General features: G+C 59.9%; 22 protein-coding genes. 12 read left to right on the top strand and 10 right to left on the bottom strand.

Annotated features, from left to right (window positions below; genetic code table 11):
- Positions 1-116 precede the first annotated feature (116 nt).
- From F475_RS19925 to F475_RS19875, 11 genes are all read left to right on the top strand, one after another.
- Positions 117-1,421 carry a nitrate/nitrite transporter gene (locus F475_RS19925; RefSeq protein ID WP_111454556.1) on the top strand — a complete coding sequence of 435 codons (1,305 nt, stop codon included), beginning with the start codon at positions 117-119 and terminating at the stop codon, positions 1,419-1,421.
- Positions 1,399-2,796 carry a NarK family nitrate/nitrite MFS transporter gene (locus tag F475_RS19920; protein WP_111454555.1) on the top strand — a complete coding sequence of 466 codons (1,398 nt, stop codon included), beginning with the start codon at positions 1,399-1,401 and terminating at the stop codon, positions 2,794-2,796. Before F475_RS19925 ends, F475_RS19920 begins: the two co-directional genes overlap by 23 nt.
- Before the next feature lie 68 nt (positions 2,797-2,864).
- Positions 2,865-6,638, top strand: a complete 3,774-nt coding sequence (locus F475_RS19915) for a nitrate reductase subunit alpha (protein WP_111454554.1) — start codon at positions 2,865-2,867, stop codon at positions 6,636-6,638.
- Between the two features lies 1 nt (position 6,639).
- Positions 6,640-8,178: a nitrate reductase subunit beta gene (narH, locus tag F475_RS19910; RefSeq protein ID WP_018927811.1), complete on the top strand. Its 1,539-nt coding sequence runs from the start codon at positions 6,640-6,642 to the stop codon at positions 8,176-8,178.
- Between the two features lie 2 nt (positions 8,179-8,180).
- Positions 8,181-8,936 (top strand): nitrate reductase molybdenum cofactor assembly chaperone, encoded by a 756-nt coding sequence (narJ, locus tag F475_RS19905; RefSeq protein WP_018927812.1) that lies wholly within the window; start codon positions 8,181-8,183, stop codon positions 8,934-8,936.
- On the top strand, positions 8,929-9,609 hold the full coding sequence (gene narI / locus F475_RS19900; protein WP_111454553.1) for a respiratory nitrate reductase subunit gamma: 681 nt from the start codon (positions 8,929-8,931) through the stop codon (positions 9,607-9,609). The genes narJ and narI overlap by 8 nt, the downstream gene beginning before the upstream one ends.
- 10 nt (positions 9,610-9,619) lie before the next feature.
- A complete protein-coding gene (locus F475_RS19895) occupies positions 9,620-10,576 on the top strand; it encodes a peptidylprolyl isomerase (protein ID WP_111454552.1) in 957 nt (318 codons plus the stop codon).
- Between the two features lie 25 nt (positions 10,577-10,601).
- A complete protein-coding gene (gene moaA / locus F475_RS19890; RefSeq protein WP_111454551.1) occupies positions 10,602-11,594 on the top strand; it encodes a GTP 3',8-cyclase MoaA in 993 nt (330 codons plus the stop codon).
- 175 nt (positions 11,595-11,769) lie between these two features.
- On the top strand, positions 11,770-13,785 hold the full coding sequence (locus tag F475_RS19885) for a ribonucleoside triphosphate reductase (RefSeq protein WP_111454550.1): 2,016 nt from the start codon (positions 11,770-11,772) through the stop codon (positions 13,783-13,785).
- Positions 13,786-13,817: 32 nt separating this feature from the next.
- Complete coding sequence (gene nrdD, locus F475_RS19880; protein ID WP_111454549.1) at positions 13,818-13,985, top strand: anaerobic ribonucleoside-triphosphate reductase; 168 nt, start codon at positions 13,818-13,820, stop codon at positions 13,983-13,985.
- A complete protein-coding gene (locus F475_RS19875) occupies positions 13,982-14,677 on the top strand; it encodes an anaerobic ribonucleoside-triphosphate reductase activating protein (RefSeq protein WP_173861141.1) in 696 nt (231 codons plus the stop codon). The genes nrdD and F475_RS19875 overlap by 4 nt, the downstream gene beginning before the upstream one ends.
- A 16-nt stretch (positions 14,678-14,693) precedes the next feature.
- On the opposite strand, the gene F475_RS19870 is transcribed toward F475_RS19875, so the two are convergent.
- The 4 genes from F475_RS19870 to F475_RS19855 are packed head-to-tail and all read right to left on the bottom strand — an operon-like array spanning position 14,694 to position 17,795.
- The gene (locus F475_RS19870; protein ID WP_111454548.1) at positions 14,694-16,073 is read right to left on the bottom strand and encodes a 4Fe-4S binding protein; all 1,380 of its coding nucleotides are present in this window, start codon (positions 16,071-16,073) and stop codon (positions 14,694-14,696) included.
- The gene (locus F475_RS19865) at positions 16,061-16,915 is read right to left on the bottom strand and encodes an FTR1 family protein (RefSeq protein WP_111454547.1); all 855 of its coding nucleotides are present in this window, start codon (positions 16,913-16,915) and stop codon (positions 16,061-16,063) included. Before F475_RS19865 ends, F475_RS19870 begins: the two co-directional genes overlap by 13 nt.
- A gap of 22 nt (positions 16,916-16,937) precedes the next feature.
- Positions 16,938-17,270: a cupredoxin domain-containing protein gene (locus tag F475_RS19860; RefSeq protein ID WP_018927821.1), complete on the bottom strand. Its 333-nt coding sequence runs from the start codon at positions 17,268-17,270 to the stop codon at positions 16,938-16,940.
- Positions 17,271-17,795, bottom strand: a complete 525-nt coding sequence (locus F475_RS19855; RefSeq protein WP_018927822.1) for an iron transporter — start codon at positions 17,793-17,795, stop codon at positions 17,271-17,273. It lies immediately after the preceding gene.
- A 224-nt stretch (positions 17,796-18,019) separates the two neighbouring features.
- Between F475_RS19855 and F475_RS19850 the strand changes: the two genes are divergently transcribed.
- Entirely contained in the window at positions 18,020-18,232 is a 213-nt protein-coding gene (locus F475_RS19850) for a DUF3079 domain-containing protein (RefSeq protein WP_018927823.1), read from the top strand.
- Between the two features lie 111 nt (positions 18,233-18,343).
- On the opposite strand, the gene antC is transcribed toward F475_RS19850, so the two are convergent.
- From antC to F475_RS19820, 6 genes are all read right to left on the bottom strand, one after another.
- Positions 18,344-19,375, bottom strand: coding sequence for an anthranilate 1,2-dioxygenase electron transfer component AntC (gene antC / locus F475_RS19845; protein WP_111454546.1), 1,032 nt, complete (start codon positions 19,373-19,375; stop codon positions 18,344-18,346).
- A gap of 18 nt (positions 19,376-19,393) precedes the next feature.
- Complete coding sequence (gene antB / locus F475_RS19840) at positions 19,394-19,882, bottom strand: anthranilate 1,2-dioxygenase small subunit (RefSeq protein WP_018927825.1); 489 nt, start codon at positions 19,880-19,882, stop codon at positions 19,394-19,396.
- Position 19,883: 1 nt separating this feature from the next.
- Complete coding sequence (gene antA, locus F475_RS19835) at positions 19,884-21,269, bottom strand: anthranilate 1,2-dioxygenase large subunit (protein ID WP_018927826.1); 1,386 nt, start codon at positions 21,267-21,269, stop codon at positions 19,884-19,886.
- A 152-nt stretch (positions 21,270-21,421) separates the two neighbouring features.
- Positions 21,422-22,246: a DUF4198 domain-containing protein gene (locus F475_RS19830; RefSeq protein ID WP_019649044.1), complete on the bottom strand. Its 825-nt coding sequence runs from the start codon at positions 22,244-22,246 to the stop codon at positions 21,422-21,424.
- Between the two features lie 8 nt (positions 22,247-22,254).
- Positions 22,255-22,578, bottom strand: a complete 324-nt coding sequence (locus F475_RS19825) for a hypothetical protein (RefSeq protein WP_177431120.1) — start codon at positions 22,576-22,578, stop codon at positions 22,255-22,257.
- Positions 22,579-22,608: 30 nt separating this feature from the next.
- A complete protein-coding gene (locus tag F475_RS19820; protein WP_111454545.1) occupies positions 22,609-23,565 on the bottom strand; it encodes a metal ABC transporter solute-binding protein, Zn/Mn family in 957 nt (318 codons plus the stop codon).
- Between the last annotated feature and the right edge of the window lie 31 nt (positions 23,566-23,596).

Below are 23,596 nucleotides of genomic sequence, written 5' to 3'. Positions count from 1 at the left end.
GAGGTAGGCGGGCTAAGCATAGGCTTAGGCCCACATGGGCATCGTTGACCTGGGTCAAGTTTTTGCGGGGTTTGCCTCTCTAGTCTGCCGCCATGGCTAATTGACGGGAGAGCATTGTGACCCAACCGCGTGTACGACAAGGCTTGGTGCTGGGCATGAGCACGCTGGCCTTCACTGTGTGCTTCATGGTCTGGATGATGTTTGCCGTGCTCGGCGTGCCGATCAAGGAATTGCTCCAGCTCAACGAAACCCAATTCGGCCTGCTGGCCGCGACCCCGGTGCTGACCGGCTCGCTGGTGCGTTTGCCGCTGGGGTTGCTGACCGACCGATTTGGCGGGCGCAGCGTGTTTTTCCTGCTGATGCTGACTTGCGTCACGCCGCTGTACTTGATCAGTCACGCCACCGCCTACTGGCAGTTCCTGGTACTGGGTTTGTTCGTCGGCCTGGCCGGTGGCTCGTTTTCCGTGGGGATTGCCTACGTCGCCAAATGGTTCGACAAGGAGAACCAGGGCTTCGCCATGGGCATCTTCGGTGCCGGTAACGCCGGGTCGGCGGTGACCAAGTTCCTGGCCCCGGCGCTGATCGCCGCCGGCAGCTGGCAGCTGGTGCCGAAAGTCTTCAGTGCGATCTTGTTTATCACTGCGCTGCTGTTCTGGTTCCTGACCTCAGAAAACAAGGGCCATCGCAGTGCCACGGGCGCCAGCTTGCGTGAGCAACTGCGCTCACTGAAAGATCCTGCGGTGTGGCGCTACTGCCAGTACTACTCGATCGTCTTCGGCGGCTACGTTGCCCTGGCACTGTGGATGACCAAGTACTACGTGCAGGAATACGGTTTCAGCTTGCAAAGCGCGGCGCTGCTGGCGGCCTGTTTCTCCCTGCCCGGCGGCGTACTGCGCGCCGTCGGCGGCTGGATGTCGGATCGCTGGGGGGCGCAAAGCGTGACCTGGTGGGTGTTGTGGGTCAGCTGGATCTGCCTGTTCCTGCTCTCGTATCCCCAGACCCAACTGCAAGTGCAGACCATCGACGGCCCGCTGGATTTCCACATTGGCCTGAGCCCTGCGCTGTTCACCGTGCTGCTGTTCGTCATGGGCATCGCCTTCGCATTCGGCAAGGCCTCGGTCTTCAAGTACATCGCCAATGACTACCCGAAAAACATGGGCGCGGTGTCCGGCATCGTCGGCCTGGCGGGTGGCCTGGGCGGTTTCGTGCTGCCGATCCTGTTCGGCGCCCTGGTGGACCTCACCGGCGTGCGCTCTTCCTGCTTCATGTTGATGTACGGCGTGGTCTGGGTCTCCCTCACCTGGATGTACTTCAGCGAAATACGCAAAAGCCCGGTGCTTGGTAAAGAGCCGCTGCTGATCCCGTCCCCGATTTCCAGCATTGCCCAAGGAGAAGAACATGTCCGTTCTGCAAACGCCTGACAAAGGCCCGGTCATTCATGACTGGCGCCCCGAGGACCCCGCGTTCTGGGGAAGTAGCGGCAAACAGACCGCCACTCGCAACTTGTGGATTTCCATTCCTGCGCTGTTGTTGGCCTTTGCGGTGTGGATGGTCTGGAGCACGGTGATTGTGCGCTTGAACGCCATCGGCTTCAGCTTCACCACCGACCAACTGTTTTGGCTGGCGGCATTGCCGGGGCTGTCCGGTGCGACCTTGCGGGTCTTCTATTCCTTTATGGTGCCGATCTTCGGCGGCCGGCGCTGGACTGCCCTGAGCACCGCGTCGCTGCTGTTGCCATCGATCTGGATGGGCTTCGCCGTGCAGGACCCGAGCACCTCATACAGCGTGTTCGTAGTGATTGCCTTGCTCTGCGGTTTCGGTGGCGGCAACTTCGCCTCGAGCATGTCCAACATCAGCTTCTTCTATCCCAAGTCCCAACAGGGCACAGCTCTGGGCCTCAACGCCGGACTGGGCAACCTGGGCGTCTCGGTGATGCAGTTCTGCGTGCCGCTGGTGATTACCTTCGGTGTGTTCGGCTTCATGGGCGGCTCGCCGCAAGCGTTGCCGGACGGCGGTCAGTTGTGGCTGCAGAACGCCGGGTTCATCTGGGTGCCATTTATCGTCCTGGTGACAGTGTTGGCCTGGTTCGGCATGAATGACCTGTCCAGCGCCCGGGCCTCGTTCAGCGAACAGGCGGTGATCTTCAAGCGCAAGCACAACTGGCTGATGTGCTGGTTGTACCTGGCGACCTTCGGTTCGTTCATCGGCTTTTCCGCCGCGTTTCCGCTGCTGATCAAAACCTCCTTTCCGGATGTCATCGCCTTGAAATTCGCCTTCCTTGGCCCATTGGTCGGTGCGCTGGTACGGCCATTGGGCGGCTGGCTGGCGGACAAGCTCGGTGGCGCGAAAGTGACCCTGTGGAACTTCGTGGCGATGATCGCGATGGTCTTCGGCGTGATGCACTTCTTGCCGCAGAACGGCGCGGGCGGCAGCTTCTACGGCTTCCTCGGCCTGTTCATGCTGCTGTTCATCACCACTGGCGTGGGCAACGGCTCCACCTTCCGGATGATCCCGGTGATCTTCCGCACGCAGCACGAAAAAGCCTCGGCCGGGAAATCGCCAGCCGTGCGTGAACAGGCGCTCAAGGATGCCGGCAAGGAATCGGCCGCCGTCCTGGGCTTCAGTTCGGCCATGGGCGCCTTCGGTGCGTTCTTCATTCCCAAATCCTTCGGCACTTCGATGGCCCAGACCGGCGGCCCTGAGATGGCCTTCTACATGTTCGTCGTTTTTTACCTGAGCTGCATCGTGGTGACCTGGTGGTGGTACGCGCGCAAAGGCGCCGCGACACCCTGCTGAGACGACCTGAATCCAACCATTGCGTGGGCGGGGCGCAGAACCCCGCAGCAAGCCTGAGAGGACACACCGTGAGTCATTTACTGGATCAACTGCGGTTTTTCAATCGCAAGCAAAACGAGTTTTCCGATGGTCATGGAGAGACTCGCAAAGAGTCTCGCGACTGGGAGAACGTCTACCGTTCGCGCTGGCAGTACGACAAGATCGTGCGTTCCACCCATGGGGTGAACTGCACCGGCTCGTGCTCGTGGAAAATCTACGTCAAGAACGGCCTGATCACCTGGGAAACCCAGCAGACCGATTACCCGCGCACCCGCAACGATTTGCCTAACCACGAACCCCGCGGTTGCCCGCGTGGCGCCAGTTACAGCTGGTACATCTACAGCGCCAACCGCCTCAAGTACCCGAAAATCCGCAAGCCGTTGCTCAAGCTCTGGCGCGAGGCGCGGCAGACCATGGCGCCGGTGGAAGCCTGGGCCAGCATTGTCGAGAACAAGGCCAAGGCCGACTCCTATAAAAGCAAGCGCGGCATGGGGGGCTTCATTCGCTCCAACTGGGAGGAAGTCAACGAGATCATTGCCGCGTCCAACGTCTACACCATCAAGCAATGCGGCCCAGACCGGATCGTCGGTTTCTCGCCGATTCCGGCCATGTCGATGGTCAGCTATGCCGCGGGTTCGCGTTATCTGTCGCTGATCGGCGGTGCGTGCCTGAGTTTCTATGACTGGTACTGCGACTTGCCACCGGCCTCGCCGATGGTCTGGGGCGAGCAAACCGACGTGCCGGAATCGGCCGACTGGTACAACTCCAACTACATCATTGCCTGGGGCTCCAACGTCCCGCAGACCCGTACCCCCGATGCGCACTTTTTTACCGAAGTCCGTTACAAGGGCACCAAGACCGTCGCCATCACCCCCGACTACTCGGAAGTCGCCAAGCTCACCGACCTGTGGCTCAACCCCAAGCAGGGTACCGATGCGGCGCTGGCCCAGGCGTTCAATCATGTGATCTTCAAAGAGTTTCACCTGGACAAACCGAGCGCGTATTTCACCGACTACGCCAAGCGCTTCACCGATTTGCCGGTGCTGGTGCTGCTCAAACAAATGGTCGACAAGGCGCCGGGCGCCGGTTACCAGCCGGACCGTTTCTTGCGCGCCTCGGACCTTACCGACAACCTCGGCCAGGAAAACAACCCGGAATGGAAAACCATCGCGCTGGATGTCAGCGGTGAACTGGTTTCTCCTCAGGGCTCCATCGGTTATCGCTGGGGCGAGAAGGGCAAGTGGAACATCCTGCCTCGTGAAGGCGGCGAAGGGCGTGAGATCGATCTGAAGCTGAGCCTGATCGGCGATGACGTTGCCGAAGTGGCGTTCCCGTATTTTGCCGGCGAGTCCCACGAGCACTTCCAGCACGTCGCTGGCGATGCCGTGCAATACCGCCGCGTGCCGGTGCACAACGTGGTACTGGCCGATGGCAGTGTGGCCAAAGTCGCCACTGTGTTCGACCTGTCGGCCGCCAATCTGGCGATCGATCGTGGCCTGGGTGGCGCTAACGTCGCCAAGGACTACAACGATGCAAGCGTACCCGGCACCCCGGCCTGGCAGGAGCAGATCACCGGCGTCAGCCGCGAGAAAGCGATCCAGATCGCCCGCGAGTTCGCCGATAACGCCGACAAGACCAAGGGGCGCTCGATGATCATCGTCGGCGCGGCGATGAACCACTGGTACCACATGGACATGAACTACCGCGGGCTGATCAACATGCTCATGCTCTGCGGGTGTGTCGGCCAGACCGGTGGCGGTTGGGCGCACTATGTCGGTCAGGAAAAACTGCGTCCGCAATGCGGCTGGCTGCCCCTGGCGTTCGGCCTGGACTGGAACCGTCCGCCACGGCAGATGAACGGCACCAGCTTCTTCTACGCCCACAGTTCGCAATGGCGCCACGAGAAAATGAGCATGCACGACGTGCTCTCGCCGCTGGCCGATAAATCACAGTTTCCCGAGCATGCCCTGGACTACAACATCCGTGCCGAACGCGCCGGCTGGTTGCCCAGCGCACCGCAACTCAACACCAACCCGCTGCACATTTGCCGCGATGCCGCGGCAGCCGGCATGGACCCGAAAGACTACGTGGTCAAGTCGCTGCAAGACGGCTCGCTGCGCTTCTCCTGCGAACAGCCGGACAGCCCGGTGAACTTCCCGCGCAACATGTTTATCTGGCGTTCCAATCTGCTGGGCTCCTCGGGCAAGGGCCACGAGTACATGCTCAAGTACCTGCTCGGCACCAAGAATGGGGTGATGAACGAAGACATCGGCCAGGTCGGGGATTGCAAACCCGAAGAAGCCGAATGGGTGGACGAGGGCGCCATCGGCAAGCTCGATCTGGTCACCACACTGGATTTCCGCATGTCCTCGACCTGCGTCTATTCCGACATCGTCTTGCCGACCGCGACCTGGTACGAAAAGGACGACATGAACACCTCGGACATGCACCCGTTCATTCACCCGTTGTCGGCCGCCATCGACCCGGCGTGGGAATCGCGTTCCGACTGGGAAATCTACAAAGGCATCGCCAAGGCCTTTTCCAGCATGGCTGAAGGGCATCTGGGCGTTGAGAAGGACCTGGTGACCATCCCGCTGATGCACGACAGCGTCGGTGAACTGGCTCAACCTTTTGGCGGCACCGACTGGAAAAGCGCCGGCGTGGCCCCGGTGCCAGGCAAGAACGCGCCGAACCTGCATGTGGTGGAGCGTGATTACCCGAACATTTACAAGCAGTTTTCCTCGCTGGGGCCATTGCTGGAAAAACACGGCAACGGTGGCAAGGGCATCAACTGGAACACCGACGCCGAAGTGAAATTCCTCGGTGCGCTCAATCACCGCGAAGGGGCTGCCGGGATCAGTCATGGCCGGCCGAAAATCGACTCGGCGATCGATGCTGCTGAAGTGATTCTGTCCCTGGCGCCGGAAACCAATGGCCACGTCGCCGTCAAGGCTTGGGCTGCGTTGTCGGAATTTACCGGCATCGATCACAGCCACCTGGCGTTATCCAAGGAACACGAGGCGATCCGATTCCGCGACATTCAGGCGCAGCCGCGCAAGATCATTTCCAGCCCTACCTGGTCGGGTCTCGAAGACGATCACGTCAGCTACAACGCCGGCTACACCAACGTTCACGAAGCCATCCCATGGCGCACCATCACCGGTCGCCAGCAGTTCTACCAGGATCACCCGTGGATGCAGGCATTCGGCGAGCAACTGATGAGTTACCGCCCGCCGGTCAACACCCGCACCATTGCAGGGGTGAAAGGCAAGCGCAGCAACGGCGAGACCGAAATCGTCCTGAACTGGATTACTCCGCACCAGAAATGGGGCATCCACAGCACTTACAGCGACAACCTGCTGATGCTGACCCTCAGCCGCGGCGGGCCGATTGTCTGGCTCTCGGAGAACGACGCGAAACGCGCCGGCATTGAAGACAACGACTGGATCGAATGCTTCAACGCCAACGGTGCGCTGACCGCACGAGCGGTGGTCAGCCAGCGGGTCAAGGACGGCATGGTGATGATGTACCACGCCCAGGAACGGATCGTGAACGTGCCTGGTTCGGAAACCACCAAGACCCGTGGCGGCCACCACAACTCGGTTACCCGGGTAGTGCTCAAGCCGACCCACATGATCGGCGGCTATGCACAGCAGGCCTACGGGTTCAACTACTACGGCACCGTCGGTTGCAACCGCGACGAGTTTGTCGTGGTACGCAAAATGTCCAAAGTTGACTGGCTCGATGGCACAGACGGCGATGCCTTGCCGCGTCCACTGCCGACCGACATCGAGGAGAACTGAGATGAAGATTCGCTCACAAATCGGCATGGTCCTGAACCTGGACAAATGCATCGGCTGCCACACTTGTTCGATTACCTGCAAGAACGTCTGGACCAGCCGCGAAGGCATGGAATACGCCTGGTTCAACAACGTCGAATCGAAACCCGGCATCGGTTACCCGAAAGAATGGGAAAACCAGGACAAGTGGAAGGGCGGCTGGATCCGCAATGCCAACGGCACGATCAACCCGCGCATCGGCGGTAAATTCCGGGTCTTGGCGAATATTTTCGCCAACCCGGACCTGCCGAGCCTCGACGATTACTACGAACCGTTCGACTTCGATTACCAGCACCTGCATACCGCGCCGCTGGGCGAGCATCAGCCCACTGCGCGCCCGCGTTCGCTGATCTCTGGCAAGCGCATGGAGAAAATCGAATGGGGCCCGAACTGGGAAGAAATCCTCGGCACCGAATTCGCCAAGCGCCGCAAGGACAAGAACTTCGACAAGATCCAGGCGGACATTTACGGCGAATACGAAAACACCTTCATGATGTATTTGCCGCGCCTGTGCGAGCACTGCCTCAACCCGGCGTGCGCAGCGTCGTGCCCGAGCGGGGCGATCTACAAGCGTGAAGAAGACGGCATTGTGCTGATCGACCAGGAAAAATGCCGTGGCTGGCGGATGTGCATCAGCGGCTGCCCGTACAAGAAGATCTATTTCAACTGGAAAAGCGGCAAGTCCGAGAAGTGCATCTTCTGCTACCCGCGTATCGAAGCCGGGATGCCGACTGTTTGCGCCGAAACCTGTGTCGGGCGTATCCGTTACCTCGGTGTGCTGCTGTATGACGCCGACCGCATCAGCGAAGTGGCGAGCACCGCCAATGAGCAAGACCTGTACGAGAAACAACTGGAGATCTTCCTCGATCCGAATGACCCGGCAGTGATTCGCCAGGCCCTGGCCGATGGCGTACCGCAGTCGGTGATTGATTCCGCCCAGCGTTCGCCGGTCTACAAAATGGCCGTGGACTGGAAACTCGCACTGCCGCTGCACCCGGAATACCGCACCTTGCCAATGGTCTGGTACGTGCCGCCGCTGTCGCCGATCCAGAACGCCGCCACTGCCGGCACCGTGGGCATGAACGGGGTGATCCCGGATGTCGACAGCCTGCGTATTCCACTGAAGTACCTGGCGAACCTGCTGACAGCGGGCGATGAAAAACCGGTCAAGCGCGCACTTAAACGCTTGCTGGCGATGCGCGCCTACAAACGTTCCGAGCAAGTCGATGGCGTTCAGGACCTGCAAGTGTTGAAGGACGTCGGCTTGAGCGTGGCCCAGGTCGAAGAGATGTATCGCTACCTGGCGATTGCCAACTATGAAGACCGCTTTGTGGTACCGAGTGCCCACCGTGAAGACGCCATGAGCGACGCCTTTGCCGAGCGCTCCGGTTGCGGCTTCAGTTTCGGCAGCGGTTGCAGCGGCAGCTCCGACACCAACATGTTCGGTGCGAAGAAAGCCAACCGCCGCGACGTCCTGAAAACCGTCCAGTTGTGGGAGGAATGAGCATGCAAATTCTCAAAGTGATTTCGCTGCTGCTCGACTATCCGACCGAGACGCTGATTGGCGGGCGCGACGAACTGGAGCAAGCGATTATCCAGTCACGGGAAATCAGCCCTAAACAGCGCGGTGCGTTGTTCGAATTGCTGGAGTTGATCTGCGCCAATGACCTGATGGACGGGCAGGAGCACTACGGCGCGCTGTTCGGCCGGGGGCGTTCGCTGTCGTTGCTGTTGTTCGAGCATGTGCACGGCGAATCCCGCGATCGTGGCCAGGCCATGGTCGACATGATGGCGCAATACGAAGCCGCCGGTTTTGCCATCGGCGTCAAGGAGCTGCCGGACTATATCCCGCTGTACCTGGAGTTCCTGTCCACCCGCGAAGACCTCGAGGCCCGCGAGGGCCTGGCGGATGTTTCGCACTTGCTGGCCTTGCTCGCGGCGCGTCTGGAAGAGCGCGAAAGCGCCTATGCCAGTTGCTTCCGGGCGTTGCTGCAAATCGCCGGGGCCGAGCCGCATCAGGCGGTGGCCGACCTGCGGGCGCAGGTGGCGGCGGAACCGCGCGACGACTCCCTCGAAGCCCTCGACAAGATCTGGGAAGAGGAGGCCGTGGACTTTCTCCAGGCCGAACAGCAAGACCGTTGCAGTTCGTTGCCTGGCGCCCCGGGCAAGGCCCGGGAAGAAAGCGCCGTGCCGTTGCACTGGGTGGATTTTCAGCATGAAGGGTTGGCCACCGTGCCAGCCAAGGAGGTAGGCAATGTCTAAATGGAACCTGTTGTTGTTCGGGATCTATCCCTATGTCGCTTTGGCGATTTGCCTGATTGGCAGTTGGGCCCGTTTCGATCTGTCGCAGTACACCTGGAAGGCTGGCTCCAGCCAGATGCTCAACCAGCGCGGTATGCGCGTGGCGAGCAACCTCTTCCACATCGGTGTGCTGTTTGTACTGGCCGGGCATTTCGTCGGCCTGCTGACCCCGGCGTCGGTTTATCACCATGTGATCAGCACTGAGAACAAGCAGTTGCTGGCGATGGTGTCCGGCGGGCTCTTCGGCCTGTTGTGCCTGATCGGCTTGCTGATGCTGGTCAATCGGCGGCTCTCCGATCCTCGGGTACGTGCCGCCTCCAGCGCTTCAGACATTTTGATTCTGCTGGTGCTGCTGGTGCAGTTGCTGCTCGGTTTGCTGACGATTGCAGCGTCCACCGCGCACATGGACGGCTCGGTGATGGTGATGCTCGCCGACTGGGCGCAGAACACCGTGCTGTTGCGGCCGATGGAAGCGGCGGCGTCCATTGCGCCGGTCGGGCTGACCTACAAGCTGCATGTGTTTCTCGGCTTGACCCTGTTCGTGTTGTTCCCCTTCACCCGTCTCGTACACATCGTCAGTGCACCGATCTGGTACCTGGGGCGTCGTTATCAAATCGTTCGGCAGAAAGTCTGAGGAGAACATCATGTCAGGTGGATGTGGATGTGGCGGCGGTAACGGCGGCAGCGGTGGCTGCGGTTCTTCTAAAAATGCAGAGCTTTCGGTACCGGAAGTTGTCGACATCGCGCAGTTTGAAGCACTGCCGGTCGAGCCGGCGGCGGCCGAGGACGCCCCGGTGCAGTTGATCGCCAGCAGCGAACAGGAGTGGCCGATCATCAACGTCAACGGGGTGTCGATCACGCCTGAGGCAATGGCCCAGGAGCTGCAATATCACCCGGCCGAAAGCCGTGAAGAGGCGGTCTATCTGGCCGCCAGGGCACTGGTGATCCGCGAATTGTTGCAGCAGCGCATTGCCGAACTCGGCCTGGCGCTGGAGATCGGCGCTGGTGAGAACGAAGAAGAAGCGGCCACGCGTTTGTTGCTCGAACGCGAGGTGCACGTGCCGCAGTGCGACGAGGAAACCAGCCTGCGCTACTACGAAAACAATCGCGGGCGCTTTCACAGCGCGCCGTTGCTGGCGGTGCGACACATCCTGCTCGAGTGCGCGCCGGATGATGTCGAGGCTCGCAGCCTTGCGCATGCTCAGGCCGAGATATTGCTGCAACGTCTGGAGGATTTCCCCGGCAGTTTCGCCGAGCTGGCGGTGAAATATTCGGCCTGCCCGTCGAAGGCTCAAGGCGGTTCTCTGGGGCAGATCAGCAAGGGCCAGACCGTGCCGGAACTGGAGCGTCAGCTGTTCACGCTGGCGCCCGGCCTGGCCAGTAAACCGCTGGAAAGTCGCTACGGCTGGCATGTGGTGAGTGTCGATCAGCGGATTGAAGGCATGCCGTTGCCTTATGAAGTGGTGTCGACGGCGATCCGCACGCAGTTGCAGCAGGGCGTCTGGCAAAAAGCGCTGGTGCAGTACCTGCAAACCCTGATCGGAGCGGCGGATATTCGTGGCATCCACTTGCAGGGCGCCGACTCACCGCTGGTGCAGTGAGCATCGAGACAAACCGGGAGATGTGATGAACGCTGTCATGCAGGATGGTTTTGGACGGCAGATCGATTATCTGCGGATGTCGGTGACGGACCGTTGTGATTTTCGTTGTGTGTATTGCATGGCGAAAAACATGACCTTCCTGCCGCGTCAGCAGGTCCTGACGCTGGAGGAGTTGCAGCGCCTGGCAACGCTGTTCGTCGGGTTGGGCGTCCGCAAAATCCGCCTCACCGGCGGCGAGCCGCTGATTCGTCCGGGCATTGTCGAACTGTGCCGCAACATCGCCGCATTGCCCGGTTTGCGCGAACTGGTGATGACCAGCAACGGCTCGCAGCTGGGCCGTCTGGCCCGGCCGTTGGCGGAGGCAGGCGTCAAGCGGATGAACATCAGCCTCGATAGCCTGGACGGGCAGAAGTTTCGCGCGATCACCCGCAACGGCGATCTCGATCAGGTGCTGGGCGGCATTGAAGCCGCGCGGGGCGCGGGGTTTGAGCGGATCAAGCTGAACTGTGTGGTGATGAAGGGGCGCAACTTCGATGAAGTCCCGGCGTTGGTGCAGTACGCCATCGATCAGCGCATCGATATCAGTTTCATCGAAGAAATGCCGTTGGGCGATGTCGGCAGGTCACGGGGTGAATCGTTTTGTTCCAGCGATGAAGTGCGGGCATCGATCGCCGCTCAACATCGGTTGCTCGACAGTACGGAAAACAGCGGCGGACCGGCGCGCTATGTGCGTCTGGAACGCCATCCCGATACCCGGATCGGTTTCATTTCACCCAACAGCCATAACTTCTGCGGCACCTGCAACCGGGTGCGGATGACCGTTGAAGGGAAGCTGTTGCTCTGTCTGGGCCAGGACGACGCGCTGGATTTGCGTGGATTGCTGCGGCGTTATCCGCTGGACGACCAGCCGCTGATCAATGCGGTGCAAAAGGCTTTGCGCGGCAAGCCATTGCGCCACGACTTCAACCCCGAAGGGGAGGTGCAGATTGTGCGGTTCATGAACATGAGTGGCGGTTGAGCACGCCCCCTCGCCACAGTGTTCGCACCGATTTTTCCTTCACCGCCTTCGGGCGGTTTTTTTCACCGGCAAATCTTGATGTCGATCAATTGCAGAACAGCACTTTGTCCGTAGTCTTCACTGCATGTTGTGTTTGTCTGTGTATGAACATCTATATGTAGTATCTGGAGGCCAAATGCAGAGCACGCTGATCTCAGTGGGATGTAACCGCTTGCACAAACGCGATGGCAGTCTGGTCGCCTTCGATGCGGACAAGATCCGCCAGGCATTGATCGCCGCCGGCAAGGCGACTGGGGAGTACACCGAGGTTGAGGTTGAAGGCTTGCTTCAGGCGGTACTCGCCCGACTGGAAGGGCTGCCAAGGTTGCACGTCGAGCAGATTCAGGATCGGGTCGAACGGGTATTGATGGATGCCGGTTACTTCTTCGCCATGCGCGCCTACATCGTCTACCGCGAACAGCACGGGCGTTTGCGCCGCGACCGCCGGACCATGGTCGAGGTGGCGACTTCGATGAACGAATACCTCGACCGTGAAGACTGGCGGGTCCAGGCCAACGCCAATCAGGGCTACTCCCTGGGCGGGCTGGTGTTGAACGTGTCGGGCAAGGTCACCGCCAACTACTGGCTGGACGAGGTGTACAGCGAGGCCATCGGCCAGGCCCATCGCGAGGCGGATTTGCATGTGCACGACCTGGATATGCTCGCCGGTTACTGTGCCGGTTGGTCGCTGCGCACTCTGTTGCATGAGGGGCTCAACGGTGTGCCGGGGCGTGTCGAAGCCGGTCCGCCAAAGCACTTGAGCAGTGCCCTGGGGCAAATGGTGAATTTTCTCGGCACCCTGCAGAACGAATGGGCCGGTGCCCAGGCGTTCAGTTCATTCGACACCTACCTGGCGCCTTACGTGCGCAAGGACCAGCTGAGTTACCAGGAGGTGCGCCAGGCGATCCAGGAGTTCATCTACAACCTCAATGTGCCGTCGCGCTGGGGCACCCAGACGCCGTTCACCAACCTGACCTTCGACTGGGTTTGCCCGCAGGATTTGCGTGAGCAGATACCCGTCATCGACGGTGAGGAGATGCCGTTTGCCTATGGTGATCTGCAAGTCGAAATGGACCTGCTCAACCGCGCGTACATCGAGGTGATGCAGGCTGGCGACGCGAAAGGGCGAGTGTTCACCTTTCCGATCCCGACCTACAACATCACCCATGACTTTCCATGGGACAGTGACAACGCCGACCGTCTGTTCGAGATGACGGCGCGTTACGGTTTGCCGTACTTCCAGAACTTCCTCAATTCGGACATGCAGCCCAATCAGGTGCGTTCGATGTGCTGCCGGTTGCAGCTCGATGTGCGCGAGTTGCTCAAGCGCGGCGGTGGCTTGTTTGGTTCGGCGGAACAGACCGGATCGCTCGGCGTGGTGACCATCAACTGTGCACGCCTGGGCTATGTGTTCAAGGGCAACACCAGTGGCTTGTTGCGACGCCTGGACACGCTGATGGAGCTGGCAATGGAGAGCCTGGAGGTCAAGCGCAAGGTCATTCAGCATCACATGGATGCCGGTTTGTACCCTTACACCAAGCGCTACCTGGGCACCTTGCGTAACCATTTTTCCACCGTCGGCCTCAACGGCCTGCATGAAATGCTGCGCAATTTCACTGGCGACGAGGAGGGCATGCACACCGAACATGGCCGACAGTTTGCCCTGAATCTGCTGGACCATGTGCGCGCCACCTTGCTGCGTTTCCAGGAGGAAACCGGTCATCTCTACAACCTGGAAGCGACACCGGCGGAGGGCACCACCTACCGCTTCGCCAAGGAAGACCTCAAGCGCTATCCGGACATTCTCCAGGCGGGCAGTACTCAGGCGCCGTATTACACCAACTCCTCGCAGCTGCCCGTGGGCTACACCGAAGACCCCTTCGAGGCCCTGGAACTTCAAGACGAACTGCAATGCAAATACACCGGTGGCACGGTCTTGCACCTGTACATGGCCGAGCGGATTTCCTCGGTGCAGGCCTGCAAGCAACTGGTGCGCAAGGCCCTTGGACGTTTCCGCCTGCCGTACCTGACCGTGACCCCGACCTTCTCCATCTGCCCGGTGCATGGCTACCTCGATGGCGAACATGAGTTCTGCCCCAAATGTGACGAGGTCCTGCTGTTGCAAGAACAGAAGGCTGGCACCGTTCATTGATTTTGATCCACTCAACCGCAAGGAGCTTCACCATGACTGCATCGCAAACTCTGCCCCAGGCTCAACGCCAACGCTGCGAAATCTGGACCCGCGTGATGGGCTATCACCGTCCTGTGTCGGCGTTCAATCCGGGCAAACAGTCGGAGCACCGCGAGCGGCTGCACTTCACTGAAAGCGCGGCACTGGCCGGGCGCCAATGAGTCGAATGCTTCGGGTCGGGGGCATGGTGCCCCTGACCACTATCGACTATCCGGGACAGCTCGCCTGCGTGCTGTTTTGCCAGGGTTGCGCCTGGCGTTGTCGTTACTGTCATAACCCGCAGCTGATTCCGCCTCGTGGCAGTGAGGAAGTGGATTGGCGGCGGGTGTTGGTGTTTCTGCAACGTCGTCAGGACCTGCTCGATGCCGTGGTGTTCAGCGGCGGTGAGCCGACCCTGCAGGACGGCTTGCTCGGCGCCATGGATGAAGTGCGGGCGATGGGATTTCGCATCGGCTTGCACAGCGCCGGCATCAAGCCTGCCGCCTTCGCCAAGGCACTCACGGGCGCGGATTGGGTCGGTTTCGACGTCAAGGCGTTGCCCGAAGATTGCCTGGCCATTACCCGGGTCGAGGGCAGTGGAACGGCTAACTGGCGCAGCCTTGAGCATCTGCTGGCCAGTGGTGTGGACTACGAATGTCGCACCACAGTGCATTGGCATCTGTTCGAGCCGGCGCGTCTGCTGATCCTGGCAAAACGCTTGAGTGCGCTCGGCGTCAAACGCTTCGCCGTGCAACTGGTCCGCACTGAGCGGATGTTCGATCCGCTACTGCCAAGCATTTCGGCACAAGCCTTGTTGCCAGAGTTGTGGGAGGCCATGCGCGAGTTGTTCCCAGCCTTCGTGCTGCGGGGGTAACGGGGGCTGGGGAAACTCAAGCCCAGCCCCAGAACTGCAACCACCAGCCAAACCCGATCAGGCCGTTGGCGAGGAACAGGCAAGCGCCACCCGACACGCGCCGAGGCAGGGGAATACCTTCGTGTTTCAGCCGTTTCCAACCCAGTAGCAGGCTCCACCCCATGGCGGCCAATAGCAGGCAGGCCCTGGCGGGTTGTACCCACTCCAGCAGCAGACCTTCATAACGCAGTAATTTGACGGTGGTGGCCGACAGCCCGAGAAACAGTCCGGCACCACCCACAGGCGTGAGTGTCAGCGCCAGGGGCCCATGCAGTGCGCGATCTCGCGCCAGTCGGGCCGTCAGGCTTAGGAGCAGCATCAACGCTGTGCCGAGCACGATCGAACTCACACTCAAGTAAGCGACGATGCTGAAGCCGTCGAGCCAGCTGAAGCTGTCGTTGAGTTGCGGGTAATGGGTCAGCAACCACCAGGGGGCGTTGTCCCGTAAGGCCCAGAGCTGGTTGTGTTCCACCAGCCACTGGGCCAGGGTTTGTTTGAGGGCGATAAACCATGGGCTGACCGTCCACTGAAACGCGCCCATGGCCAAGCCGATCACGCCGAACAGCAGCAAGCGTGTATCCCAAGGGGACAGCGCCTGCGCGGTTGCGTGAAGAATCTCCTGATTGCTGGAGCGGGCGATCAGCTGCACGGCGCCGCGTTGCCCGCTGCAGCGTCCGCAGGCGTGGCAATCACTGGCGCCTTGCAGGCGACGGATATCGAGCAGGGGAGCGCAGTTGGGGGGCGGCAGGCGTGGCGCGGCATTCTCTATCCAGCGTTGCTCATTGACCTGAAAGTGCACGGGGGCCAGCCTTGCGAGCAGGGCGAAAACCCCGCTGACCGGGCACAGGTAACGGCACCAGACCCGCTTGCCCCGGGCAAACAACAACCCGACGATGACCGCTGCGACGGTCGAGCCACCCAGAATCAACAGTGCGGCCTGGGCGTAGTCATAGACGCTGATCAATTGGCCGTAGAGGGTCGTCAGGCAGAACGCCAATGTGGGCCAACCGCCCCAACGCAACCAACGCGGCACACCCAGGCCTTTGCCGTAATGACTGGCCCATTCGCTGAGCGAACCTTCCGGGCACAGAACGCCACACCAGAGTCGACCGAAGCACACCATCGACAGCAACACGAACGGCCACCAGATTCCCCAGAATAAAAACTGCGCGAGCAAGGTCAGGTTGTCGAGTATCCGTGCCTGGCTGTCCGGCAGCGGCAACAGCGCCGGGGTCACCAACAGCACTGCGTAAAACACTACGACAGCCCACTGCAGCGCACGGATGACGGACGCATGGCGACGCATCCCGTCACCCAGGCGCTGGAGCCATCGATTGTGCCGGCTCAGGTCAGGCATGGGACTTTCTCCGCAGTCCGTTGGCGGAGCCAGGCGCTGACGACCAGCCAGTAACCGACCCACACCAGTAAGGTCATGCCGCTGGGTGTTGCGCGATAACCGACAAAACTGGCCAGAAAGCCACCCAATCCATGGCTGTCGCTCAGCCAAGCGCTGCTGTCCCAAAGCGATTCGCCTACGAGGCTGTAAACCACGTCCGGCACATCCAGGGCGAGCAGTTGACCGCCGATTCGCTCGGTGGCGCTGACCAGCAACCCCGCGCCGAGCATGAGCAAGATGACTTCGCTGAGGGCAAAGAATCGTTGCCATGAAATGAAGCGGCGACTGCTGTGCAGCAGCGTAATGGTCAGCGCGGACAACACCAGCCCCAACACGCCGCCGACGGCAAACAAACCGAGCTGCGGACCCCGCAATCGGGCGCCGGCGCCATAGAGAAATACCACCGTTTCGCTGCCTTCACGGCTGATCGCGAGCATGGCCAGCAGTAGTAGACCTGCGCCTCCTTGTCGAGCCAGGTGGCTATCGGCGTGCCGTCGCAAATCGTGGTTGAGGGTGCGCCCGTGACGGTGCATCCAGCCGACCATTTGCACCATTAACAGGCTGGCAAACAGTGCGAGTGCGGCCTGGAACCATTCACTGGCCGACCCGCTCATGGCCTCACCGGCAAACAGAATCAACACCGCCAGCAGGCCCGAGAGCATCAACCCCAGCACCACACCCGCCCACAGGTATTTGACCAAACGATGACGTTGGCCTTGCTGGCTGGCCCAGGCCTGGAGAATGCCGATCACCAGCAACGCCTCGACGCTTTCGCGCCAGACGATGAACATTGATTGATTCATGGAAGCTCCGTGCGCTAACAGGTTATTTCGCGAGGATGCCGCCCTCGGGCAATTGCGGATTGAACTCGTCGAAAAAGGGATAGTGGCCGGGCCTGAGCGGGTGAATGACGACGAAGGTTGTCACGCCCGGCGACAGTACCTTTTCAACCCGCAACGGCGTGCTCTCGAACTCGGCCGGCCCCTGACCGCTATTTTTCAGGACGATCTTGAAGCGCTGTCCGGCCGGGACCTCAAGCAAGGCAGGGGAGAAGTGGCCATCGCGCAGGGTCAGCTCAAAGCTCGGCAACTCGGCATGGGCCGTCAACGGCGCAACTGTTGCGGCCACGATCAGCCAGGCAAGATGCAGGCGCTTCATTCAATAGCCGCCTTTTTTACCGATGCCGGCGTAGATGAACTCGTAGTGCAGTTCGCAGCGTTCGAACCAGGGCGCCACACCGGTTTCCTTATCGGTGTGACGCCCGAGGGAGCCGTGACCGGTGGGTGGTAGCACGGTGAACGTCAGCCGATATTTGCCCGGCCCCAGCAGCTTCACATTGTCGCCATAGTGCGGGCCGTCATTGGCGACCATGGCATGGAAGTCACCCTTGATTTCGTCCGGGTTACCCGCTCTGCTCAAGTTGAACGAGACATTGAGGTAAGGCACGAAACTGCCTTCCTGAAAACCCTGTCGATTGTCCGCGGTGGCCCGAATGTCGGCTTCCAGGTGAACATCAGAATCGACAGTAGCCCGCATCATGCCAGCCGGGGCCATCTCGATCGGTTGCAGATACACCGCCCCGACTTCCAGTCCCTGACACAGCTGTGGTTCCCCGATCGGGTATTCCTTTGCGTGAGCCAGCGGTACGAGCAAGAGCAGGGCGAGTGAGAGGTGGGTACGCATAATGTCTTCCTGAGCACTGACGAGTAGGAACCCGAGTCTAGGAAGCTTTGCTGCGAACAATAATGATTGTTATCAAGTTTTGATCAATTAAACCGTTAGAAGCTTAGCTCCAGGATCGCGATAGGGAGAGCAGTCGCTAGATGTCGATTCTTGATATCCATCAAGGATGGTTTTGCACAATGGCTGTAGGTTGCAAGAACATCTCTCAATGACCGGAGATCGAAATGGCCAAGAACTTCCCCGTCAACCCCAAGCACCCCGAGCGGATCTGTTGGGGGTGCGACCGGTATTGTCCGGCCAAGTCCCTGGCATGCGGCAATGGCTCCGACCGTACGATGCATCCGGCCGAGATGTTCGGAGAAGATTGGTATTTGTCTGGAGACTGGGGCATCGAGCCCCTCATCGTCACAGACAAGACAGCGGATGATGGTGTCTAGTGCGCGCCAAACCTCGCAGATTCTTTGAGGAAGTGAGATTGGCTGCGACGTAGTCAGAAGATAAAAAAACAGGGAAATATCTGGATGCTTCTCCGGATATTTCCCTGTTGCTCAATGTTTGGAATTGCTATCGATAAACTTCTCGTAATACATCTGGAACTGCTCGATCTTCTGATCGTTGAACCAGGTTTTAATCGCGTCGACCATGGGCGGAGGACCGCACAGGTAGATGTCGAATGGGTTGGCGTCGAACGACTGACGGTCGAAGTGATCAGGAATCCACCCGGTTTTACCTTGCCAATCCACGGAGGGTTTCGAAACCACAAGGTGATAGTCGAAGTCGGCGATGCGGTCGCGATAAGCAGCCAGGCGTTGAGTTTCGCACAGGTCATTGTCCTGCGTGACGCCATAGAACAGTTGGATCGGGTGCCCGCAGCCACCTTTTTCTGCAATGTTATCAAGCATCCCGAGGAAGGCCGACAGGCCGGTTCCTCCTGCCACCAGTACGAGAGGTTTGGTCACCTGACGTAGATAAAAGCTTCCCAATGGGGCCTCGAGCTCGAGTACTTGACCGGGACGGCAATGCTCACGGATGAAGTTGCTCATCACGCCATCAGGCAGGAGCCTGATGAGAAACTGCAATTGGTTGGTGGGGTTGGGGCGGTTGGCGAATGAGTAGGAGCGCCACTCACTGGTGCCCGGTACATGCAGTCGAGCGTATTGCCCCGGAAGAAAGTCCAATTGCTGCTGGTGGCCGCAAGCGTCCAGATGAAGGATCGCCGTGGTGGCCGACACCTGTTCTACACCGGTGATCACCGTTTGCAGTAACCGGGTTGCGCCAGCGTTGCACAAGCTCGAATCGAAGTCGAAATAGAACGACGCATCCGATTGCACGCGGGTCTGGCAAGAGAGCATTTTGCGTTGCGCCAGATCCTGCTCGGAAAGAGCCTCTTCATCGACGTAGTCTTGAGTGAATTGGCCTGATTCGCAGCGACCCTGGCAAGTGCCACAGACACCTTCGCGACAGTCCAGCGGGATGTTCACGCCATTGCGTAGCGCGGCGTCGAGCAGCAGTTCGTTGGGCTTGACCTCGAAGAACGAGGTCTTGCCATCTGCGAAGCTGAAAGCGACTTTATGGTTCATGACAGCGTGCCCCACAGTTCACAGGTGATAGAAATCAAGCACTGAGTTGATCGTGTCGTTGAGCAGCACGATGTGCTTGCGAGTGATCTTCCAGCTGTCTGCGTCCGCTTTGAGGTGGTAGGTCACATGGCCGTAGAACTGCTCGGACAGCCCTTGCCGGGTGTAGAGCGTGACCCAGGCGGCCTTGACTTCAAGCAAGCCGTTATCGATCTCCTTGATTCGCACATTGCTGATTTGATGCAAGGTGCGCGGCATCGGGTTTGAAGCCGCCGACTTGCCTGTGCGCAGACGAAATACCCGGTCTTCCAAACCGGAGCGGTTCGAGTAGTAAATCAGCGACATGCCGCGCTTGGGATCGGTGGTGTACACATGCTCCGACTCCCATTGCGGCAGGTGGAATTCGCTCTGTTCATCAAACAGGGCGATGTAGGCGTCCCAATCCTGCTGATCACACAGCTCGGCTTTGCGGTAGAGGAATTGTTCGACGGAATGTTGTAGTGCGCTCATTTCACACCTCCTTCAACTTCAGGGCTTTTTGTGCCAGACCTTGCAGAAGGAAGCGCTGCCAGGATCCGTGCTGATTGATGTAGAGCCCCTCATGCGTGAACTCGGTGCCGGTCAGTACCGGGTTGATGCCCAGAACCTCGCTGTTCGGGGTGGGGCCTTCGACCCATTTCTCACTGCCGCGGGACACTTCGTTCCAGCGCTCGAGGCGGGCCTGGAATCCGCGTTGGGCTTCGCGAAACTCCACCAGGTCGTCGGGAGTGCCCATGCCTGAAACGTTGAAGAAGTCCTCGAACTGGCGGATCCGGTTTTCCCGATCTGCGTCGGACTCACCCTTGACGCCGATGCACTGGCTGGTGATCTCGGTCTTGTTCCAGGCCACTGGGCGCACGATACGCAGCTGCGAGCTGATCTGATCCATGAAGAACAGGCTTGGGTAGATGTTGAGATTGCGTAGACGATGCATCATCCACTCGGCTTGTTGCTGGCCGTATTCCTTCACCAGACGCGGCATGACGCTGGCATACCCGGCGCGTACAGTCGGGTTGGGCATGTCGCTGAACAAGAGGCTGTGGCCATTCTTGAACGAGAACCAGCCGTCGTCGGTTTCGGCATCGCCGGCGCCCAACTTGCTGTAGTCCAGCGTGTCGGAACCACCGCCCTTGGCCGCATTGACTTGCTGGCGATGCTGCACCGTGGAGACGTAGTTGTAGTGCACGGTGCTGACGTGATAACCATCCAGGCCGTTTTCGTGCTGCAGTTTCCAGTTGCCGTCATAGCTATAGGTCGACTTGCCGGGCAGTACTTCCAGTTCGCCGGTCGGAGACTGCGCGACCATCATGTCGAAGAACACTTTGGCATCGCCGAGGTAGTCTTCCAGCGAGTCGCTGCCATTGACGTCCAGACTGATAAAGACGAAACCCTTGTAGCTCTCGATCCGGGCCTTCTTCAGGCCGCGGGTTGCTTTGTCGAAACCTTCCGGGTATTCCCCCGGAGCCTTGACCTTGACCAGGCGGCCATCACTTTTGTAACACCAGGCGTGGAACGGACAGGTGAAGGTAGATTGGTTACCTTTGCTGACGCGAGTCAGGGTCGCGCCCCGGTGCTGGCAAGCGTTGATCAGCGCGTGGAGCTGATTGCTTCCATCGCGGGTGATGATCATCGGCTGACGACCTGCGCGCATCGTCAGGAAATCATTGGGATTGGCGATTTCACTCTCGTGGCAGGCGTAGATCCAGTTCTTCTCGAAGATCAGCTCCATCTCCAGGTCGAACAGTTCCGGCTCTGTGAACATGTCACGGGCGACGCGGTAAATACCTTCGGCCGGCCGAAAATCCAGGCAACCCTGAATGTAATCTTGCCACTGCGCAATGCTTCTAGAGCTGTTCATCAGGTACACCCTTTTTGTAGTTTTAGGCACGACCTGATTGAAAGCCTTTCTGTGCGGTGCATCTATCCGGATTCGAGGCGATATCTATCCGTTTCTGAGGGGGTAGGGCGCTTTTCGTGAGGCCTGTCAGGCGCGGTTGCTTTATGCGCTTTTCATTTCATATCCCTGGCCTGCACCCACAGCACCGCGTCTTGCGACAAGGGTTTGCCCTTGTGGGTTTTCGTTGTACCGATGTCGAGCGCTGCAATACCCCACCAGCCGGCCCGGGGCAGGCCGATGGTCACGATGCCCTGGGCGTCCGTGTAGGAGCTCAGGGATTTGAATGAAGCTTGAGGTGCCGTTACATAGTCTTGCTGGCCGAAGGCGTTTTTCTCGATATCGACGGAATGGTTGATGTATTCGATTTCGATTTCGGCGAACGGAACGGGCTTGCCATCGGCCAGCACCAAGGCGCGGAACACTCCGCCTGTCCAGTTTGCATAAGGCTTGTTCAGTGGCTGGATCTCAACCGGCAACCCTTGTGGTTCTGCCCAGTTGCCGGGTACGCCGCCCACGTTCACGATCAGCTTGGTGAACTGTTGGATGTAGACGTCTTCCTCGGTTTCCAGGTAGGGCTCGGGCTCGAGTACGAAGATATGGTCACCCAGTGAGCGAACCAACTCCCGCGGAATCGACGCACGATAGGCAGTCGTTTGGTTATCGCGACTCTGCCACTGGACAGGGCGCAAGTATTGGCGCAGATCGATTTTTTCCCCGCCGTGCGAGCTGATGTGGCTAAAGGCGCGGGGTTCATCCATGGTCATGGTGGGGCCGCCGGAGAAGGGATGCGTGAACACCAGCGCGAACTCCAGTTTATCCGCACGCGGCAGCGCCGTTTCCTCGACGTAGAGCATCTGGAAATGGGCCTGTGCAGCGCCTGTCAGGCAGCCTAATGTTACGGCGGCAAGTGCTTGGAGCAGTCGTCGTTTGATCGGCATTGTCGATTTCACCTGGAAATGTCGGATGACTGAATCGTGGCTTGATGGTTGTCTCCGCCCATGAACACAACGGAGTATTTTCCGGCGGGGGGCTGGAAGGTGTAGCTGTTGTCTTTATCGACGCTTCCTTCGAGCAACACCTTGTTGCTGGTGTCCTGGACATGGATTTTTCTGCCAGCGGCGGAGCTGCCGTCGGTGTAACCCGCCTCGCACTTCACCAGATCATCGCTCTCGATGTAGCAGTCGAAGACGGGGCCATGAGCGAAGGCTGCCTGGCAGAACACCAGGGCGCCGGCGATCAGTATCCGATGTGCTGAACCTGGGGGTTTCATAAGGTCTTCGATCTCCACGGTCGAGGTTGATCATTGGAGCGGCGATTTGTGATCGCCGCTCGTATTCGGGCCAGGTGGCGCGAAGGCCGTCAGTAAGGAATCCAGGTTCGAACTCAGGAGTGCTTCGTACCCGTCGGCCGCGTCGGCGAGCATTCCGGGGTTGCCGGCGTCCAGTATCAACAACCGTGCGCCGCCGTCCTCGATGGCCTTGGCAATCCTGGCGTCCGGTGCCCACTTGTGGACCACCACGTGGATGTCACGCTCGCGCAGGTATCGGGTCAGTGCGGTGCAGTCGGCGTCGCTCCAGTCGATGTCCTGTCGGATGAACCAGCCGTCGACAAAAATCCCGAACTCGCCGAACAAGTAGGTGAACTCATCGGCCAGCGACAGCACGCGCAGATCCGGCACTGCCAGCAGTCGGGCACCGTAGTTGGCCTTGAGCTGGCGCAATCGGCCTTCGAGTGCGGCGAGGTTGCGCTCTATCCGAGGCGCATCGGGGGGAGACAGGCGTGCCAGGTCGGTAGCGATAATCGCCGACATGCGCATGGCGTTGACGGGGCCGAGCCAGGCGTACGGCGACAGTCCGCCATCGACGTCGCGTTCGGTTGCCCAGGGAACGTCGTTCGATTGCACGCGGGCCACGGCCACTCCGGGCTTGACGGTGTCCCATGAGTGCGAGGCATCGATCTCGACGATTCGCAGATTGTGGCGACGTGCCGTGGTGTAAAGCGGATCCGCGCGCCAGAGGTTGCCCAGGGTAACCACGGCGGTGGCCTGCTGGAACACGGCGGGCTCCAGGCGCGACAGCGCGTTGGCCTGGCTTTCCATGGGCACGGCAGCGTCTGCCGGAAGGCGGACGACCTTGAGGGTTGTGCCGTCGCTGAGCGTCGAGGTGAGCGCATACACCGCCGGCAGTGCGACAAGCACCTGCTGCCTGCCGGTATCCGCGAAGGCAGAAAGCGGATTGCCCAGCAGCAGTACCAGCATCGCTAGCCAGGGTCGACGTGACATGCAAAGC

It is taken from the genome of Pseudomonas sp. URMO17WK12:I6, assembly GCF_003253625.1.
In the GTDB taxonomy this organism is placed as follows: domain Bacteria; phylum Pseudomonadota; class Gammaproteobacteria; order Pseudomonadales; family Pseudomonadaceae; genus Aquipseudomonas.
The sequence above is the reverse complement of the archived record's forward strand: the minus strand, read 5'-3'. Positions and strand labels throughout refer to the sequence as shown.

Excerpts from the sequence above, each read along its gene's own strand:
- F475_RS19920 (WP_111454555.1), top strand. The coding sequence starts at position 1,399 with ATGTCCGTTCTGCAAACGCCTGACAAAGGCCCGGTCATTCATGACTGG.
- narH (WP_018927811.1), top strand. The coding sequence starts at position 6,640 with ATGAAGATTCGCTCACAAATCGGCATGGTCCTGAACCTGGACAAATGC.
- narJ (WP_018927812.1), top strand. The coding sequence starts at position 8,181 with ATGCAAATTCTCAAAGTGATTTCGCTGCTGCTCGACTATCCGACCGAG.
- narI (WP_111454553.1), top strand. The coding sequence starts at position 8,929 with ATGTCTAAATGGAACCTGTTGTTGTTCGGGATCTATCCCTATGTCGCT.
- F475_RS19895 (WP_111454552.1), top strand. The coding sequence starts at position 9,620 with ATGTCAGGTGGATGTGGATGTGGCGGCGGTAACGGCGGCAGCGGTGGC.
- moaA (WP_111454551.1), top strand. The coding sequence starts at position 10,602 with ATGAACGCTGTCATGCAGGATGGTTTTGGACGGCAGATCGATTATCTG.
- F475_RS19885 (WP_111454550.1), top strand. The coding sequence starts at position 11,770 with ATGCAGAGCACGCTGATCTCAGTGGGATGTAACCGCTTGCACAAACGC.
- nrdD (WP_111454549.1), top strand. The coding sequence starts at position 13,818 with ATGACTGCATCGCAAACTCTGCCCCAGGCTCAACGCCAACGCTGCGAA.
- F475_RS19875 (WP_173861141.1), top strand. The coding sequence starts at position 13,982 with ATGAGTCGAATGCTTCGGGTCGGGGGCATGGTGCCCCTGACCACTATC.
- F475_RS19870 (WP_111454548.1), bottom strand. The coding sequence starts at position 16,073 with ATGCCTGACCTGAGCCGGCACAATCGATGGCTCCAGCGCCTGGGTGAC.
- F475_RS19865 (WP_111454547.1), bottom strand. The coding sequence starts at position 16,915 with ATGAATCAATCAATGTTCATCGTCTGGCGCGAAAGCGTCGAGGCGTTG.
- F475_RS19860 (WP_018927821.1), bottom strand. The coding sequence starts at position 17,270 with ATGAAGCGCCTGCATCTTGCCTGGCTGATCGTGGCCGCAACAGTTGCG.
- F475_RS19855 (WP_018927822.1), bottom strand. The coding sequence starts at position 17,795 with ATGCGTACCCACCTCTCACTCGCCCTGCTCTTGCTCGTACCGCTGGCT.
- F475_RS19850 (WP_018927823.1), top strand. The coding sequence starts at position 18,020 with ATGGCCAAGAACTTCCCCGTCAACCCCAAGCACCCCGAGCGGATCTGT.
- antC (WP_111454546.1), bottom strand. The coding sequence starts at position 19,375 with ATGAACCATAAAGTCGCTTTCAGCTTCGCAGATGGCAAGACCTCGTTC.
- antB (WP_018927825.1), bottom strand. The coding sequence starts at position 19,882 with ATGAGCGCACTACAACATTCCGTCGAACAATTCCTCTACCGCAAAGCC.
- antA (WP_018927826.1), bottom strand. The coding sequence starts at position 21,269 with ATGAACAGCTCTAGAAGCATTGCGCAGTGGCAAGATTACATTCAGGGT.
- F475_RS19830 (WP_019649044.1), bottom strand. The coding sequence starts at position 22,246 with ATGCCGATCAAACGACGACTGCTCCAAGCACTTGCCGCCGTAACATTA.
- F475_RS19825 (WP_177431120.1), bottom strand. The coding sequence starts at position 22,578 with ATGAAACCCCCAGGTTCAGCACATCGGATACTGATCGCCGGCGCCCTG.
- F475_RS19820 (WP_111454545.1), bottom strand. The coding sequence starts at position 23,565 with ATGCTGGTACTGCTGCTGGGCAATCCGCTTTCTGCCTTCGCGGATACC.